This window comes from Streptomyces sp. HB132, from assembly GCF_016909575.1.
Lineage (GTDB): Bacteria > Actinomycetota > Actinomycetes > Streptomycetales > Streptomycetaceae > Streptomyces.
Genome location: NZ_JAFBGA010000022.1, coordinates 69,433 through 86,300 on the forward strand (window position 1 = coordinate 69,433; position 16,868 = coordinate 86,300).

Here is a 16,868-nt window from a genome sequence, read left to right on the forward strand (position 1 = left end):
AGCGGCGTGACCCGAGGCCCTCCTCCGGGTTGATCCGTACATGAAGCCACTCCTCAGCGTCGTCGTCCCGGTGCACAACGTCGAGGACTATCTGGAGGAGTGCCTCACCTCGCTGGCGGGGCAGTCCCTGCGTGATCTCGAGGTGGTGCTCGTCGACGACGGCTCGACGGACGGGAGCCGCCGGATCGCCGAGGACTTCGCCGCAGGGGACGCCCGCTTCCGCTGCGTCCACCAGGCCAACGCGGGCCTGAGCGCCGCCCGCAACACGGGGACCGCCCACACCACGGCGGGAGTCCCGTACCTGGCGTTCGCCGACAGTGACGACGTCCTCGTGCCCGATGCGTACGAGCGGATGCTGGCGTCCCTGGAGTCGACCGGCTCCGACCTGGTGACGGGCAACGTGTGGCGGCTCAACGAGCAGGGGCGGCAGCAGGCCTGGCAGTACCGCTGGCTGACCAGCGACCGGCCCCGTACCCACATCACCCGCGACGCCCGGCTGCTGGCCGACCGTGTCGCCTGGAACAAGGTGTTCCGGCGTTCGTTCTGGGACAGGCACGCCTTCTCCTTCCCGGTGGGCAAGCTCTACGAGGACACGCCGGTGATGATCCCGGCGCACTATCTCGCCGGGTCGGTGGACGTCCTTCACGACCACGTCTACTGCTGGCGGGTACGGGAGGGTTCGATCACCCGGCGGCGCACGGACGTGCGGGGCGTGCGGGACCGGATCGCCGCCTGTGAGCAGGTCAGCGCGTTCCTCGCGGACCGCGGCGCCGGGCATCGGCTTCGCTACGACACCTCGTGCCTGCGCGACGACTTCGTGTACTTCCTGGAGGGGCTGCCCATGGGCGGCCCCTCCTATCGTTCGGCGTTCCTGGCGGACGCGGGCGCCTTCCTCGACCGGGCGGGCGACGCGGCTCTGGCCGGACTGCCGGCCGAGGCGCGCATCCGCTGGCAGCTGGTGCGCGAGCGCCGGGTCGACGAGCTGCTGGCGGTCCTTGAGTTCGAACGGGCCAACGGCACGGGTACGTTCGCCGTCGCGGGCCCCCCGGGACGGCGACGGGCCGTCCACCCCGGAGCCGGGGACGGCAGGAGTGTCTCGACGCGTCTCGGCAAGGGTGATCTGCCCGCCGTGGCACGGCTGGTGGAGTCGTCGTGGGGCGAGGACGGCAGGTTGCGGCTGCGCGGATACGCGTACATCCGCAACCTCCCGGCCCGGTCGGCCCGGCAGTCACTCAAGGCCGGCCTGGTGCGGGAGGCGGCGGGCAGGAGGACGCGGCCCGTGCCGGTGCGCACCGTCCGCACGGACCGGGCCACCGCGGACTCCGGCCAGGAACTGCACGGTTACGACCACGCGGGCTTCGAGATGGTCCTCGATCCGGAGCGGCTGGGGCCGGGCGACTGGCTGGTGGGCGTGGTCGTGGCCGGACACGGCGTCGTGCGGCGGGCGGCGCTTCGGGCCGTGGAGGCCGCCGCCGCACAACCGCTCGTCCACGATCTGACCGGGGGGCGGCGCGCGGTGCTCGACTACCGGGACGGCCGGCTGCAGCTGGCCGTGACCCGGCTGCCCGCGATGGCCACCGCCCACGACGCCGGGCCGGACACACTGGAGCTGACCGGCAGGCTGTACGGGGCCGCCCGGCCGTCGGCCCTCGTCCTGACGCGCGACGGGGCCGGGGAGCACGTCTGCCCCGTGCGCTGTGGTGACGGGGGCGGCTTCAGTGCCCGGATCCCGCTCGGGGCGCTCGCCGCCCCCGCTCCGGCCTCCGGCGGGGGGCCGGGCGGCCCGTGGCGGGCTGCGCTCCTGACCGACGGCGTCCGCGTGCCGCTGGCCGCGGCTCCGGACCTGCCGCCGCCCGCCTTCGCGGACGCCGCGGGCAACCTCGTGGTGGAGGTGTCCGGCGAACCGTGCGTGGACGGCGCCGGGCCCGCACCGGACGGCGGGCTGCGGATCGCCGGTACGGGCGCGGGCACACTCGTCCTGCGTCACAGCACCCTCGGTGAGACGGTGACCGTCGCCGGCACGCACCGGGAGCCGGCGACGGCCCCTTGCGCGGGCCGGGAAGCGGCGACCGCTCACGACACGGGCCGGGAGACGACGACCGCTCCCGGATCAGGTGGGGAAGCCCGTTTCGCCGCGGTGCTCGCACCGCCGCCCCGCGAAGGCGACTGGGAGGTGCTCCTCGGCGGCAGGCCCGTACGGGTGGGAGGCGCGCTCGCCGCGCTTCTGCCGCTGAGCGCGGCCGGTGCCCGATTCCGTCTCGTCCGCCGCCACGGCGACCGGCTGACCGTGCACTGCGCCCCGGCGCTCGGCGACGCCGAACGGAGCGCGTACCGCCGGAAGCGTCTGCGGGTGGCGCACTACCCGGCGCAGCGCCGACTGCCGCTCGACGACGTCGTGCTCTACGCCGGAGAGGGCTCCCCGCGCGCCGTGCACGCCGAGTTCGTGCGCCGGGGCACCGATGCGGAGCACCTCTGGGTCACCGACGGGTCCCCCGGCGCCACGGCCCGTGTCCCGGCCACCGCCGTCCCCGTCGTGGCGCACAGCGCCGCCTGGTACGAGGCGCTGGCGCGGGCCCGCCGGATCGTCGCGGCGGGTCAGCTGCCCGCGTGGTTCGAGCGGCGGCCGGACCAGACGGTCGTGCAGACCTGGCACGGCCCCCCGCTCGGCCGGTTCGGGCTGGACCTCACGGGCACCCTGTACGCCGACCACCAGTACCTCGCCACGCTGGAGCACCGCTCCGCCCAGTGGTCGGTCCTGGTCTCCCCCGGCGCCTCCGCCACCCCGCATCTGTGCCGGGCCCTGGCCTACCGCGGCGAGGTTCTGGAGGCGGGTTCCCCGGCCGACGACCTGCTCTTCGCGTCCGACCGGGACAGGACGGCCGAGCGGGTACGCCGGCAGCTGGGCGTCCCGGAGGGCCACCGCGTGGTCCTGTACGCGCCGACGTACCGCGACCATCTCGCGCACGCCCCGGCCGACGTCCCCCGCGGTTCCTCCCCGCTGTACCGCTGGGACCCCGCGCTCGACCTGCCCGCCCTGGCCCGCTCCCTGGACGGCCGCACCACCGTGCTGGTGCGCAGGCACCCACGGGTGACGGGCAGCGTGCCGGCGCACCCGGCCCTGCGTGATGTGTCGGCGCACCCGGACGCCACCGAGCTCCTGCTGATCGCCGATGTGCTGGTCACCGACTACTCGGGCCTGGCGTTCGGCTTCGCGCACACGGGCCGCCCGATGCTCTTCCACGCCTACGACCTGGAGCACTACAGGGACACCGTGCGCGGTTTCTGCCTGGACTTCGAGACCCGCGCACCCGGGCCGCTGCTCGTGACCACCCAGGAGGTGGCCCAGGCCCTGCGCGCCGCACCGGACTCGGCGGACCTCCACGCCGATGCGTACGAGAGCTTCCGGCGGGACCACTGCGCCACCGCCGACGGTGGGGCGGCCCGCCGCGTCGTGGACCGGCTGCTCGACGAGGGCCAGCGTCGCGTCAGGCCTTGAGCGCCCGGACCGCCGAGGCCGCGAGGTCGTCCAGGTATCCCTTGGGCAGATCGCCGCGGACCACGACGAGACGCCAGTACAGCGGTCCGACGATGAGGTCCAGCGCCCGGTCCGGATCGCTGCCCTCAGGCAGTTCGCCGCGTGCCACCGCCGCCCGTACGACCACGGCGGCCACTCCCTGCTGCTGGTCCAGCAGGGCGGCCTTGATGGCGTCGGAGATCTCCGGGTTGCGTGCCGCCTCGACCAGCAGGTCGGGAATCACCTGCGAGGCCACCGGATGCCGCAGGGCGTAGGCGGCCAGTTCGAGCACGGCCCGCACGTCCCCGTACAGCGACCCCGTCGCGGGTGCCGGCATGCCCTGCGCGGCGACGGCCGCGACGAGGTCGAGGACGAGATGGAGCTTGGACTTCCAGCGGCGGTAGACGGCTGTCTTGCCCACCCCCGCGCGCCGGGCGATGCCCTCGATCGACATCCGGGCGAACCCCACGGCGGCCAGCTCCTCGAAGACGGCGCCGCGGATCGCGTCGGTCACGTCCTCGCGGAGCACCGCGGCACCTGCCGGGGTGCGGCGCCCGGTTCGCCGTTCGGTGGTCATGGCCCGAATGATAGTCCGTAACGACGAAACGGTTGCGTTGCGACGTACAAACGTCCTACTGTCAGCGTTGCGACGATACGGTCCCGTCCCATCGAGCCGAATCCGTTCGCCCTGATTCCCCGCCCCCCGTCGAAAGCGAACGTGGTGAGCCAGACAGCAGCCCCGCCGGCCCCGGTGGACACCGCATCCACCGCCCTCCTCCCCGTGTACGGACCCGGCGAGCTGGCCGCTCTCGCGGCCCGGCACGGACTCACCGTCAGCGGTGCCCGGCCGACCCTCGGCGCGTACGTCCGGCAGCTCTGGGGGCGCAGGCACTTCATCACCGCCTTCGCGACCGCCAAGCTGACCGCCCAGTACAGCCAGGCGAAGCTCGGCCAGATCTGGCAGATCATGACCCCGCTGCTCAACGCGACGGTCTACTACTTCATCTTCGGCGTCCTGATGAACACCAAGCACGGAGTCCCCGACTACGTGCCCTTCCTCGTCACCGGCGTCTTCATCTGGACCTTCACCGCCAGCTCGATCACGGCCGGCACCCGGGCCATCAGCGGCAACACCGGACTCGTCCGGGCCCTGCACTTCCCCCGGGCGTCCCTGCCGATCGCCCTGGCCATCCAGCAGCTCCAGCAGCTGTTGTTCTCCCTGGGCGCCCTCTTCCTCATCCTCCTCGCGTTCGGTCAGTACCCGCGGCCGTCCTGGCTGCTCGCGGTCCCCGCCCTCGCGCTGCAGGCGCTGTTCAACACGGGCGTCTCGATGGTCATGGCCCGGCTGGCCGCCGGGACCCCCGACATCGCGCAGCTGACGCCGTTCATCCTGCGCACCTGGATGTACGCCTCGGGCGTCATGTGGAGCCTCGACACCCTGCTCACCGCCGACCGTGTGCCGCGGCTCGTCCTGCTGGCACTGGAGTGCAACCCGGCGGCCGTCTACATCGACCTGATGCGCTACGCCCTGATCGACAGCTTCACCGGCGCACAGCTCCCCCCGCACGTGTGGGCCGTCGCGACGGCCTGGGCGCTCGTCTGCGGTGTCGGCGGCTTCGTCTACTTCTGGAAGGCAGAGGAGAGGTACGGACGTGGCTGACACCCCCGACACACGAGTACCCACCGTCGTCGTGGACGACGTCCACATCACCTACACGGTCAACGGCGCCCGCACCGGAAAGGGCAGCGCCACCTCCGCCCTGAACCGGATCGTGTCGCGCCGGCAGCCGCGGGGCGCGCGGCAGGTGCACGCCGTGAAGGGCGTCAGCTTCGCCGCGTACAAGGGCGAGGCCATCGGCCTGATCGGCTCCAACGGCTCCGGAAAGTCGACACTCCTCAAGGCGATCGCGGGCCTGCTGCCCCCGTCGAAGGGCCAAGTCCACACCCAGGGGCAGCCCTCCCTGCTCGGCGTGAACGCCGCCTTGATGAGCGACCTGACCGGGGAGCGCAACGTCGTGCTCGGCGGGCTGGCCATGGGCATGACGCGCGAGCAGATCCGCGAGCGCTACCAGGACATCGTCGACTTCTCCGGGATCAACGAGAAGGGCGACTTCATCACCCTGCCGATGCGGACGTACTCCTCCGGCATGGGCGCCAGGCTGCGCTTCTCCATCGCCGCAGCCAAGAGCCATGACGTCCTGCTGATCGACGAGGCCCTGTCCACCGGCGACGCGAAGTTCCAGCGGCGCAGCAAGGACCGGATCATGGAGCTCCGCGAGGAGGCCGGCACGGTGTTCCTGGTCAGCCACAGCAACAGGTCGATCACCGAGACCTGCGACCGGGCGATCTGGCTGGAGGCCGGGACCCTGCGGATGGACGGCCCGGCCAAGGACGTCGTCGCCGCGTACGAGGAGTTCACCGGGCCCGCGAAGCCCGGGAAGCCCGGGAAGCCCGGGAAGCCCAAGAAATGACGCGGTGACCGGCTGACGCCGTAACGCCGTCCGCCGGACGGGCCGATGGGGCCCGTCCGGCGGACGGCTGTGTCACGGCCCGGTCGGCCGCACCGGGTCAGGCGTGAGTACGCAGCAGGGTCCGCATCGTCCGCATGGCCACCGAGAGGTTGGCCAGGTCGAAGGACTCCGAGCCCTGGATCTCCTCCAGGGTGGCGCGCGAACGTGCCAGGATCGCCGCGTTCTTCTCCTCCCAGGCCTTGAACCGCTGCTCGGGCGCCGACGTCCCGTCACCGACGGACAGCACGTCCGACGTCAGGGCGGCGTGCGCGGCGTACAGGTCCTCACGGATCGAGGCGCGGGCCATGGACTGCCAGCGGTCGGCCCTCGGCAGCTCGATGATCCGGTCCATCAGCTGGGTGATCCCCAGCCGGTCGGCGAGGTCGTAGTACACCTCGGCGACCGCCAGCGGGTCCTTGTCCGTACGGTCCGCGATCGCCACGATGTCCAGCGCCGGGAAGGCCGAGGAGAACCCGGCCACCCGGACAGCCAGCTCCTCGGGGACCCCCACCGAGGTGAGCTCGTCGAGGATCGACCCGTACCACTCGGCATCCGCGCCCCTGAGCAGCTTCGGCAGCTCGTTCCAGACGCGTTCGACGCCGTCACGGAAGAACGCGATGGTCTCCGCGATCTCGACCGGCTGGGGCCGGTTGCCGAGCAGCCAGCGCGAGCCGCGCTCGACGAGCCGGCGCGAGTGCAGCCGGATCCGGGTCTGCACGTCCGCGGCCACCGTGTTGTCGAGCGCCTCCACGGCGTCCCACACGGCGGAGAGTCCGAAGATCTCACGGGCGGCGAACTGTGCCCGCACGATCTCCTCGAGCGACGCCCCGGTCTCCTCGCGCAGCCGGTGCAGGAAGGTCGAACCACCGGTGTTCACCGTGTCGTTGACCAGCACCGTCGTGATGATCTCGCGGCGCAGCGCGTGCCCGTCGACCGCCTCGGGGAACCGCTCGCTCAGCTGCTCCGGGAAGTACGCGTGCACCAGCCTCTGCAGGTGGGCGTCGTCAGGCAGGCTGGTGGAGATCAGCTCCTCGGCCGCGGTGATCTTGGTGTAGGCGATCAGCACGGCCAGTTCCGGCTGACTGAGGCCCTTGCCGTGGTTCAGCAGTTCACGGATCTGGCGGTCGTTCGGCAGGAACTCCAGCGCCCGGTCCAGGTGTCCGTCGCGGCCGAGCCTGCGCATGAAGCGCTGCTGGGCGTGGAGGAGCGACGGCGCCTGGGCACAGGCGTTGGCGAGCGCGGTGTTCTGCGCGTAGTTGTTGCGCAGCACGAGCTGCCCGACCTCGTCGGTCATCTCCGCGAGCACCTTGTTGCGCTGCTTCACGGTCATGTCGCCCTCCCGGACGAGACCGTTGAGCAGGATCTTGATGTTCACCTCGTGGTCGGAGGTGTCCACACCGGCGCTGTTGTCGATCGCGTCGGTGTTGATCCGGCCGCCGGCCCGGGCGAACTCGATCCGGCCGAGCTGGGTGGCCCCGAGGTTGCCGCCCTCCCCGACGACGCGGGCCCGCAGGTCCGCCCCGTTGACCCGGATCGAGTCGTTGGCCTTGTCACCGACGTCGGCGTTCGATTCGGACGTCGACTTGATGTACGTGCCGATGCCGCCGTTCCACACGAGGTCGACCGACGCCTTGAGGATGTTCTGCATCAGCTCGGCGGGCGTCATCTTCGTGACCTTCGAGTCGATGCCGAGCGCCGCGCGGATGTGCGCGTTGACCGGGATCGACTTGGCGGAACGCGGGTGGATTCCACCGCCCGCGGACAGCAGATCCGTGTCGTAGTCCGCCCAGGAGCTGCGCGGCAGGTCGAACAGCCGGCGCCGCTCGGCGTACGAGGTCGCCGCGTCCGGGTTCGGGTCGATGAAGATGTGCCGGTGGTCGAAGGCCGCGACCAGCCGGATGTGCTCGGAGAGCAGCATGCCGTTGCCGAAGACGTCGCCTGACATGTCGCCTACGCCGACGACGGTGAAGTCCTCGGTCTGCGTGTCGTGGCCCAGCTCGCGGAAGTGCCGCTTCACGGACTCCCAGGCACCGCGGGCGGTGATGCCCATGCCCTTGTGGTCGTACCCGGCGGAGCCGCCGGAGGCGAAGGCGTCCCCGAGCCAGAAGCCGTACGCGACGGCCACGTCGTTGGCGATGTCGGAGAAGCTCGCGGTCCCCTTGTCGGCGGCGACGACGAGGTAGGTGTCGTCCTCGTCGTGACGGACGACCTCCGCGGGGTGCACGACCTCGCCGGCCACCATGTTGTCGGTGATGTCGAGCAGCGCCGAGATGAAGATCCTGTAGCAGGCGATGCCCTCGGCGAGCCAGGCGTCACGGTCCACGGCCGGGTCCGGCAACTGCTTGGCGACGAACCCGCCCTTGGCGCCGACCGGCACGATCACGGTGTTCTTGACCATCTGTGCCTTGACCAGGCCGAGGATCTCCGTACGGAAGTCCTCCCGACGGTCCGACCACCGCAGCCCGCCCCGGGCGACCTTGCCGAAGCGCAGGTGGACACCCTCGACGCGCGGCGAGTAGACCCAGATCTCGTACGCCGGGCGCGGCGCGGGGAGGTCCGGGATCGCCTGCGGGTCGAACTTCATCGACACGTAACCGTGCGGCTCGTGGTCGTCGGCCAGCTGGAAGTAGTTCGTCCGCAGCGTGGCCTTGATGACGGTGAGGAAGGACCGCAGGATCCGGTCCTCGTCCAGAGAGGCGACCTGGTCGAGGGCGCCGTCGAGCTCCTCCAGCAGCCCGTCCGTCAGCTCCGTACCGGCCTTCTGGCGGGTCGGGGACATCCGGGCCTCGAAGAGCGAGACCAGCAGCCGGGTGGTGTGGACGTTGTTGCGGAGGGTGTCCTCCATGTAGTCCTGGCTGAACGTCGAACCCGCCTGACGCAGGTACTTCGCGTAGGCGCGCAGCACCATGGCCTGCCGCCAGCTGAGGCCGGCGCCCAGGACCAGGGAGTTGAAGCCGTCGTTCTCCGCCTCGCCGGTCCAGATGGCCGCGAAGGCCTGCTGGAAGCGTTCCCGGGCGTCATCGGCGAGGTAGTCGCCGTTGCCCGTGGCCTTCTTCGGCAGGCGCAGCCCGAAGTCGTAGATCCAGGCGTGCGTGCGGTCCGCACAGCGCAGCTCGTAGGGACGTTCGTCGACGACCTCGACGCCGAGCCGCTGGAGCGCGGGGAGGACGGCGGAGAGCGAGACCTGCTCACCGGTGCGGTAGATCTTGAACCGGCGCTCGGCGGGGGCGGCGCCGACCGGCTCGTACAGGCTGAGGGCGAAGTCCTTGCGCTCGCTCTTGAGGTCCTCGACGTGCACCAGGTCGGCCACGGCCGCTCGCGGCGAGTGGTCCGCCTTGTAGCCCTCGGGGAACGACTGGCCGTAACGGCGCATCAGTTCGGCGGCACGTTCCTCCCCGCACTCCGCGTTCAGCGCCTCCTGGAAGCCGTCGGCCCAGGAGCGGGCGGCCTCGACGAGGCGGGCCTCGATGCGGTCCGCGTCCGCGTCGGTGAGGTGCGGCAGCTCCGTGCCCGGCGGGACCCGGACGACGAAGTGCAGCCGGGAGAGGATCGACTCGGTGTTCCAGGCCGTGAAGTCGACGCTGGTGCCGCCCAGTTCCTCCTTGAGGATGTCGATCAGGCGGAGCCTCACACCGGTGGTGTAGCGGTCACGCGGCAGGTAGACGAGGGCGGAGTAGTAGCGCCCGTACTCGTCCTGACGCAGGTAGAGCCGCAGCCGGCGGCGCTCCTGGAGGTAGAGCACGGAGGTGACGATGGAACGCAGCTGGTCGACGGGCGTCTGGAACAGCTCGTCGCGCGGGTACGTCTCCAGGATCTGGAGCAGGTCGCGGCCGTCGTGGCTGTTGGGCGTGAAGCCCGCGCCCTCCAGCACCTCGGCGACCTTCCGGCGCACCACGGGCACCCGGCGCACCGACTCGGTGTACGCGGCGGAGGAGAACAGCCCGAGGAAGCGCCGCTCACCGATGACGTTGCCGTCGGCGTCGAACTTCTTCACCCCGACGTAGTCCAGGTAGCTGGGGCGGTGCACGGTCGCCCTGCTGTTCGCCTTCGTCAGGACGAGGAGCTTGTGCTCCCGGGCCTTGGCGCGGGCGTCCGCCGGAAGCCGGTCGAAGGACGGGCTGACCGGGTGGGCCTCGTCCTCACTGTGCTTCGGGTCGGAGCGCAGGATGCCGAGACCGGTGCCGGGGACGGCCGTCAGCGCGTCGGACTCCCGGAGCTCGTACTCCCTGTAGCCGAGGAAGGTGAAGTGGTCGGCGGCGAGCCAGCGCAGCAGCTCGCGCGCCTCCTCGACCTCCTCGTCGGCCAGCTCGTCGAGCGGCTCGGACGGAAGGTCGTCGGCCATCCGCAGCGCGGCTTCCCGCATCTTGTCCCAGTCCTCGACGGTCTCCCGTACGTCGGACAGGACACGGAGCAAGTCGGCGGTGATCTGCTTCAGGTCGGCGCGGTCGGTCTCCCGGTCGATCTCCACGTGGATCCAGGACTCGACGAGCGCGTCGTGCGGCAGCTCGGGGCGGGCTTCCTTGCCCTTGGCCCGCTTGCCGCCGTTGCCCCTCGGTCGCTCGTCGGCGAGCACCTCGATCAGCTTGCCCGCGACATCGCGGCGGACGATCATCTGCGGGTGGATCACGAGGTGGATGCCACGGCCCTGCCGCGACAGCTCGTTGGTCACGGAATCGACCAGGAAGGGCATGTCGTCCGTGACGACCTCGACGACCGAGTGGCTGCTGGTCCAGCCGTTCTCCTCGACGGTCGGGGTGTGCACCCGGACGTTCGCCGTGCCCTGGGGGCGGTTTCCGGCGAGACGGTAGTGGGAGGAAGCGGCACCGAAGACATCGACCGGGTCACGGTCGCTGATGTCCTCCAGGGCGGTGTGCAGGTAGTAGCGCTGGAGATAGGCGAGCAGCATGTCCCGGCCCTGGCGGTCACCCTGGCCGGCCGCGGTACCGTCGTCCGCTCCGGTGCCGTCCGCTCCGGTACCCGTCGCCGCTTCGGCAAGGTGCACCCGGAGGCCACCTCCCGGGCCACCGACACCACCGCCCGGACTGTTGTCAGCTACCTGGGCCGCCCGTGCGAGCAGCTCGGCCTTGGCTTCGTCCAGCTTGGTCTGCATGTCCTCTGGCTCCTGTCGCGCGCCGTTGCGTGACGTAGGTGAAGAAGGCGACGTAACGCCACGACGCGGGGTTTCCGGTCTGGGTCGACGCTATGCCGCCTCGGGAGACGCCCGGGGCCGTATCGGCCATTTTCGGCAGACGGCCCGGGGCGTGGAGATCACGCATCGCCCGGGTGCGGTGGCACTCCGGGCGCAGGCCGGGGGCTTCGCTGCCCCCGAGGCGTATCGCGCTGATCACGGGACCAGGCTATCCCTCCTGCACCCACAACCGTCATGAGCCGCATATGTACAAAAGAAGGTCCAGAACTTTGACACTCTGGACATCGCACAAGAGCGGCACCGGGCGTATGGACACACACCCGCGCAGATGTGGTCAGCCGATCACACGGTCGCCGCGCCGGCCGTCGCGCCCGCAGACCGTCGCACCCGCAGGCCGTCGCGTCCCTCAGTCCGTCATCAGCTCGGCCAGCGCGACGGCCTCGGCCAGGGTGTCCACGACGGGCACACCCGCCGCTTCCAGGCTGCTGCGGCTGTGCGAACCGCCGGTGTAGAGCACGGCGCGCGCTCCGACGTGCGCCGCGGCCACGGCGTCGTCCACCGCGTCACCGATGACCACCGCGGATTCGGGGGCGATGCCTCCGAGCACCTCGAAGTGACGTTCCATGTGCTGCGCCTTGCTGCCGCCGGAGGGACCCGTCCGTCCGTCGACGCGCACGAAGTGGCGCTCGATGCCGAATCCCCGCACCACCGGGACCAGGTGCTCGTGGCCGTACATGCTCAGCAGCGACTGGCTGCGGCCGCCGAGCTGCCACCGGCTCAGCAGCTCCTCGACGCCCTCGGTCAGTGCGCAGGCCGGCCGATGCTCGGTGTAGTGGCGGTTGAAGAGGCCGTCCATCCGCTCCCACTCGGCCTGAGTGGGCAGCCTGCCCATGAGCCGCTCGTAGAACCTGGGTATCGGCACGCAGTACGTCTCGCGGTACTGCTCCAGCGTGATCGGCGCCAGGTCGACCGCCGCGAAGGCCGCGTTCGTCGCCCCGAGGACCGCGTGGATGTCGTCGAGCAGAGTGCCGTTCCAGTCCCAGACCAGATGTGTGCGGTGCTTCCCCGATGTCGCCATGGGTAAAAAATACTCGCCCGCTACGACAGTCACCCGGGCGGAGCCCGGCGGAGGCTCATGGGCGACGAGCCGGACGAACGTGCACGTGGGCGCGCGGCCGGCGCGAGGACGAGCGGGACGAGGACCGGCAGGCGGACAGGCAGACAGGCAGGCAGACAGGCGGACCAGAGGACGGGGATCAGGCGATCAGGCCGGGGATCTCCTGGATCCCGAACCACAGCAGCTCGTGGTCCTCCGCGCCGTCCACGGTGAACTGGGCGTCGTCGTCGCCGAGGTCGGCAGCCCCCAGCACCGCGGCCGCCGAGGTGACGTCCTTCTCGGCGTCCTCGCCGTCCACGTGGACGGCGGCGGCCTTCGACAACGCCACGGCGTCCGCGATCCGCACCTCGCCGACCGACGACGCGTCCAGGATGTGGTCCGCGTCGGCGACCGCGGCACCGTCCGGCACGTCGAAGGCCACGACGACCCGCCGCCGGGTCTCCTCCGGCCGGCCCGCGATCATCCGCAGCGAGGCGGCGGCGGCCCTGTTGAGCGCCGCGTACTCCAGCTCCTCGATGTCGTCGGAGACGTACCACTCGCGCAGACCGGGCGTCACGGCATAGGCGGTCAGCGGCCCCGGACCGACTTCGCCCGCCCCGTGCGCCGCGGCGAGACCGGAAAGTGTCAGAGGGACGTACACACGCATGGATGACCGCTTTCGTAGTCGATGACGCCGTCAGGATACGTGCGACGTCCCCCTTCGGGGTTGCCGATCCGCCCGTCGCTGTCCACCGCGCGACGACCGTCACCCCCGCGGTTCCCTTGCGGCGCCGGGCCCATCACCCGGATAGGTGATCCCGCCAGGACCGGGGCGGGGCCTCACCGCCGCTTGCGGGGCCGGTGACCGGCCCCGTAGAAGGTCCCCAGCAGAAGTTACCGCCCGGTACTAGCCCGGGCTCCGGACAGCAGCCACGGGGGCTATGAGCATGAGCACGGACAGGACGAGGCCGGCCGGACGACACGACCGCAGCAGGCCGGGCACCGTACCGCCACAACGGCCCCGGCGGCCGCTGCGCCCGCACCAGTGGTTCGCGGAGCGCCTTCTCGCCGTCCTGAGCGGACAGCGGCCGGTGCACTGGATGCTCGGCCACACGATCGGCGAGGCCTACGACCAGCTCGCCGTGCTCGCCCCCGACGCCCCGCTCGGCGCGGGCCGCAGGCGACCGGTCGTACGCACCTGCCACGGCACCCAGCCGGCCACCGGGGTGGTCGAGGCCTTCGCCAGCATCGCCACGGGCGAGCAGGTCCGGGCCATGGCCTTCCGCCTGGAGCAGGGCCACGACCTGCGCTGGCGCTGCGCCGCGATCGACCTGGGCGGCGAGCGCCTGTCGGTGCTCAGATGACCGGTCGACGGCCACCCGGTCCTCGAACGCACCTGCGGCCGTCGAGGACACCGCCCCTGGGCTGGGAGGCCGGTGTTCCGGACCTCCCCGCTCCGCACTCCGGATCGGCCCCGCCGAGGCCGGTTCGTCCGGCGACCCGGGACAGACCCGCCAGCCGTGAGACGGCTTCAGCGGCCACGTGACCTCCTGCCACGCCCCAGGGGAGCCCTGGGGCCCCGAGGAGGCCACAACCCGGCCCGGAGCCCCGCAGAGGCCCGGGAAACGCGCCTGGCCCGGACACCACAACCGGTGTCCGGGCCAGGCCCCGTTCAGACGTGCTGCGCGCTACTTCTTGCGGCGCCGCCCACCCGTGCTCTTCTGCGCCTTCCGGCGCTCCGCACGCGTGAGCCCGTCACCCTCGGACCGCGCACCGTCACCGTTGGCGAAGTCGCCCTCGACCACGCCACCCTCCCCGTCCACGGTGGGAGCGGAGAAGTGCAGCCGGTCCGGACGCTGCGGTGCGTCCAGGCCCTTGGCCCGGATCTCCGGGCGCCCGGAGGCGGCCGCGACCGGTGCGCCCTGCTTCTCGAGCGAGGGGCGCTCCGCGCCGTCCTGCACCGGGACCTCCTCGACCTGCTGCTCGACCTGGACCTCCAGGTTGAACAGGTAGCCGACGGACTCCTCCTTGATGCCCTCCATCATGGCGTTGAACATGTCGAAGCCCTCGCGCTGGTACTCGACCAGAGGGTCCTTCTGCGCCATGGCCCGGAGGCCGATGCCCTCCTGGAGGTAGTCCATCTCGTAGAGGTGCTCACGCCACTTGCGGTCCAGGACGGACAGGACCACGCGCCGCTCCAGCTCACGCATGATGTCCGAGCCGAGCGTCTTCTCGCGCTCCGCGTACTGGTCGTGGATGTCGTCCTTGACCGACTCGGCGATGAAGTCGGCGGTCACGCCGGCCAGGTCGCCCGCGGCCTCCTCCAGCTCATCGACCGTGACCTTCACCGGGTAGAGCTGCTTGAAGGCCCCCCACAGGCGGTCGAGGTCCCACTCCTCGGCGAAGCCCTCGGCCGTCTCCTGGCGGATGTAGTCGTCGATCGTGTCGTCCATGAAGTGGCGGATCTGGTCCTGCAGATCCTCGCCTTCCAGGACCCGGCGGCGCTCGCCGTAGATGACCTCGCGCTGCCGGTTGAGCACCTCGTCGTACTTCAGGACGTTCTTACGCGTCTCGAAGTTCTGCTGCTCGACCTGCGACTGTGCGGAGGCGATCGCCCGGGTCACCATCTTGTTCTCGATGGGGACGTCGTCCGGGACGTTCGCCATCGACATGACGCGCTCGACCATCTGCGCCTTGAACAGCCGCATCAGGTCGTCACCCAGCGACAGGTAGAACCGGGACTCGCCCGGGTCCCCCTGACGGCCGGAACGACCGCGCAGCTGGTTGTCGATGCGCCGCGACTCGTGCCGCTCCGTGCCGAGCACGTACAGCCCGCCGAGATCCTTGACCTCTTCGAACTCCGCCTTCACGGCCTGCTCGGCCTTCTCCAGCGCGGCGGGCAGGGCGGCCGCCCACTCCTCGACGTGGTCGACGGGGTCGAGACCGCGCTGGCGAAGCTCCGCCTCGGCGAGGTCGTCCGGGTTGCCGCCGAGCTTGATGTCGGTGCCTCGGCCGGCCATGTTCGTGGCGACCGTGACGGCGCCCCTGCGGCCGGCCTGGGCGACGATCGTCGCCTCACGGTCGTGCTGCTTGGCGTTGAGGACCTCGTGCTGGACACCGCGCTTGGAGAGCTGCTGCGAGAGGTACTCGGACTTCTCGACGGAGGTGGTGCCGACCAGGATCGGCTGCCCCTTCTCGTGCTTCTCGGCGATGTCGTCGACGACCGCGGCGAACTTCGCAACCTCGGTGCGGTAGATCAGGTCCGACTGGTCGGCGCGGACCATGGGCCGGTTCGTCGGGATCGGCACGACGCCCAGTTTGTAGATCTGGTGGAACTCGGCGGCCTCGGTCATCGCCGTACCGGTCATGCCGGAGAGCTTGCCGTAGAGGCGGAAGAAGTTCTGCAGGGTGATCGTGGCGAGCGTCTGGTTCTCGTCCTTGATGTCCACCCCTTCCTTCGCCTCGATGGCCTGGTGCATGCCCTCGTTGTAACGGCGACCGGCGAGGATGCGGCCGGTGTGCTCGTCGACGATCATGACTTCGCCGTCGATGACGACGTAGTCCTTGTCCTTCTTGAAGAGTTCCTTGACCTTGATCGCGTTGTTCAGGTAACCGACGAGCGGGGTGTTCACCGACTCGTAGAGGTTGTCGATCCCGAGCCAGTCCTCGACCTTGGCGACACCGGGCTCGTGGATGGCCACGGTCCGCTTCTTCTCGTCGACCTCGTAGTCGCCGGTCTCCTCGATGCCCTTCAGCTGGTTGCCCGCCTCACCCCTGGTGAGGCGCGTGACCAGCTTCGCGAAGTCGCCGTACCACTTGGTGGCCTGGTCGGCCGGGCCCGAGATGATCAGCGGTGTACGCGCCTCGTCGACGAGGATCGAGTCGACCTCGTCGACGATGGCGAAGTTGTGGCCGCGCTGGACGAGCTCGTCCTTGGACCACGCCATGTTGTCGCGGAGGTAGTCGAACCCGAACTCGTTGTTCGTGCCGTACGTGATGTCGCACGCGTACTGCTCACGGCGCTGGGCCGGAGTCATGTTCGCGATGATGCAGCCGACCTCGAGACCGAGGAACTTGTGCACCCGGCCCATCATCTCGGAGTCACGCTCGGCCAGGTAGTCGTTCACCGTGATCAGGTGCACGCCCTTGCCGGAGAGCGCGTTGAGATACGCGGGCAGGGTGCCGACGAGGGTCTTGCCCTCACCGGTCTTCATCTCGGCCACGTAGCCGAGGTGGAGGGCGGCACCGCCCATCATCTGGACGTCGTAATGGCGCTGTCCGAGGACGCGCTTCGCGGCCTCACGGACGGTCGCGAATGCTTCGGGAAGCAGGTCGTCCAGGCTCTCGCCGTCCGCGTACCGTTCCTTGTACTCGTCGGTGAGCGCCCGCAGCTCGGCGTCGGAGAGGTTGACGAAGTCCTCTTCGATGGAGCTGACCTGGTCCGCGATGCGGTGCAGTTTGCGCAGGATCTTGCCTTCGCCTGCACGCATGAGCTTGTTGAAGACGGACACTGAGGCTGGTCTCCTTGCCGGTCGGGCCTGGCACTGGGTCGTGTGATGGACTCTGGCGCGGGCACGGCAGGTGGGCCCCACCGCAACG

General features: G+C 70.7%; 9 protein-coding genes. 4 read left to right on the forward strand and 5 right to left on the reverse strand.

What is annotated here, in order from left to right; translation table 11 throughout:
* Window positions 1-40 precede the first annotated feature (40 nt).
* On the forward strand, window positions 41-3,496 hold the full coding sequence (locus JOC24_RS30890; protein WP_205023742.1) for a bifunctional glycosyltransferase/CDP-glycerol:glycerophosphate glycerophosphotransferase: 3,456 nt from the start codon (window positions 41-43) through the stop codon (window positions 3,494-3,496).
* On the opposite strand, the gene JOC24_RS30895 is transcribed toward JOC24_RS30890, so the two are convergent.
* Window positions 3,486-4,091, reverse strand: a complete 606-nt coding sequence (locus JOC24_RS30895; RefSeq protein WP_205023743.1) for a TetR/AcrR family transcriptional regulator — start codon at window positions 4,089-4,091, stop codon at window positions 3,486-3,488. The two genes, JOC24_RS30890 and JOC24_RS30895, sit on opposite strands and share 11 nt — an antisense overlap.
* 141 nt (window positions 4,092-4,232) lie before the next feature.
* On the opposite strand from JOC24_RS30895, the gene JOC24_RS30900 reads away from it, so the two are divergent.
* Together JOC24_RS30900 and JOC24_RS30905 are read left to right on the forward strand one after the other, a co-directional pair.
* Entirely contained in the window at window positions 4,233-5,174 is a 942-nt protein-coding gene (locus JOC24_RS30900; RefSeq protein ID WP_205023744.1) for an ABC transporter permease, read from the forward strand.
* Complete coding sequence (locus tag JOC24_RS30905; RefSeq protein ID WP_205023745.1) at window positions 5,167-5,985, forward strand: ABC transporter ATP-binding protein; 819 nt, start codon at window positions 5,167-5,169, stop codon at window positions 5,983-5,985. The genes JOC24_RS30900 and JOC24_RS30905 overlap by 8 nt, the downstream gene beginning before the upstream one ends.
* A gap of 97 nt (window positions 5,986-6,082) precedes the next feature.
* Here JOC24_RS30905 and JOC24_RS30910 read toward each other — a convergent pair whose 3' ends face one another.
* The 3 genes from JOC24_RS30910 to JOC24_RS30920 form a co-directional block, all read right to left on the reverse strand.
* Window positions 6,083-11,134, reverse strand: coding sequence for an NAD-glutamate dehydrogenase (locus JOC24_RS30910; protein WP_205023746.1), 5,052 nt, complete (start codon window positions 11,132-11,134; stop codon window positions 6,083-6,085).
* A gap of 445 nt (window positions 11,135-11,579) precedes the next feature.
* The gene (locus JOC24_RS30915) at window positions 11,580-12,251 is read right to left on the reverse strand and encodes an HAD family hydrolase (protein WP_205023747.1); all 672 of its coding nucleotides are present in this window, start codon (window positions 12,249-12,251) and stop codon (window positions 11,580-11,582) included.
* A gap of 178 nt (window positions 12,252-12,429) precedes the next feature.
* Window positions 12,430-12,936, reverse strand: a complete 507-nt coding sequence (locus JOC24_RS30920; RefSeq protein ID WP_205023748.1) for a DUF6912 family protein — start codon at window positions 12,934-12,936, stop codon at window positions 12,430-12,432.
* Window positions 12,937-13,216: 280 nt separating this feature from the next.
* Here JOC24_RS30920 and JOC24_RS30925 point away from each other — a divergent pair, with 280 nt between their 5' ends.
* Window positions 13,217-13,633: an Rv3235 family protein gene (locus tag JOC24_RS30925; RefSeq protein WP_205023749.1), complete on the forward strand. Its 417-nt coding sequence runs from the start codon at window positions 13,217-13,219 to the stop codon at window positions 13,631-13,633.
* Between the two features lie 324 nt (window positions 13,634-13,957).
* Here the strand turns inward: JOC24_RS30925 and secA are convergent, their stop codons facing one another.
* Complete coding sequence (secA, locus tag JOC24_RS30930) at window positions 13,958-16,780, reverse strand: preprotein translocase subunit SecA (RefSeq protein ID WP_205023750.1); 2,823 nt, start codon at window positions 16,778-16,780, stop codon at window positions 13,958-13,960.
* Window positions 16,781-16,868: the final 88 nt, after the last annotated feature.

Coding starts and splice junctions, on each gene's coding strand:
- JOC24_RS30890 (WP_205023742.1), top strand. CDS start 41: ATGAAGCCACTCCTCAGCGTCGTCGTCCCGGTGCACAACGTCGAGGAC.
- JOC24_RS30895 (WP_205023743.1), bottom strand. CDS start 4,091: ATGACCACCGAACGGCGAACCGGGCGCCGCACCCCGGCAGGTGCCGCG.
- JOC24_RS30910 (WP_205023746.1), bottom strand. CDS start 11,134: ATGCAGACCAAGCTGGACGAAGCCAAGGCCGAGCTGCTCGCACGGGCG.
- JOC24_RS30915 (WP_205023747.1), bottom strand. CDS start 12,251: ATGGCGACATCGGGGAAGCACCGCACACATCTGGTCTGGGACTGGAAC.
- JOC24_RS30920 (WP_205023748.1), bottom strand. CDS start 12,936: ATGCGTGTGTACGTCCCTCTGACACTTTCCGGTCTCGCCGCGGCGCAC.
- JOC24_RS30925 (WP_205023749.1), top strand. CDS start 13,217: ATGAGCACGGACAGGACGAGGCCGGCCGGACGACACGACCGCAGCAGG.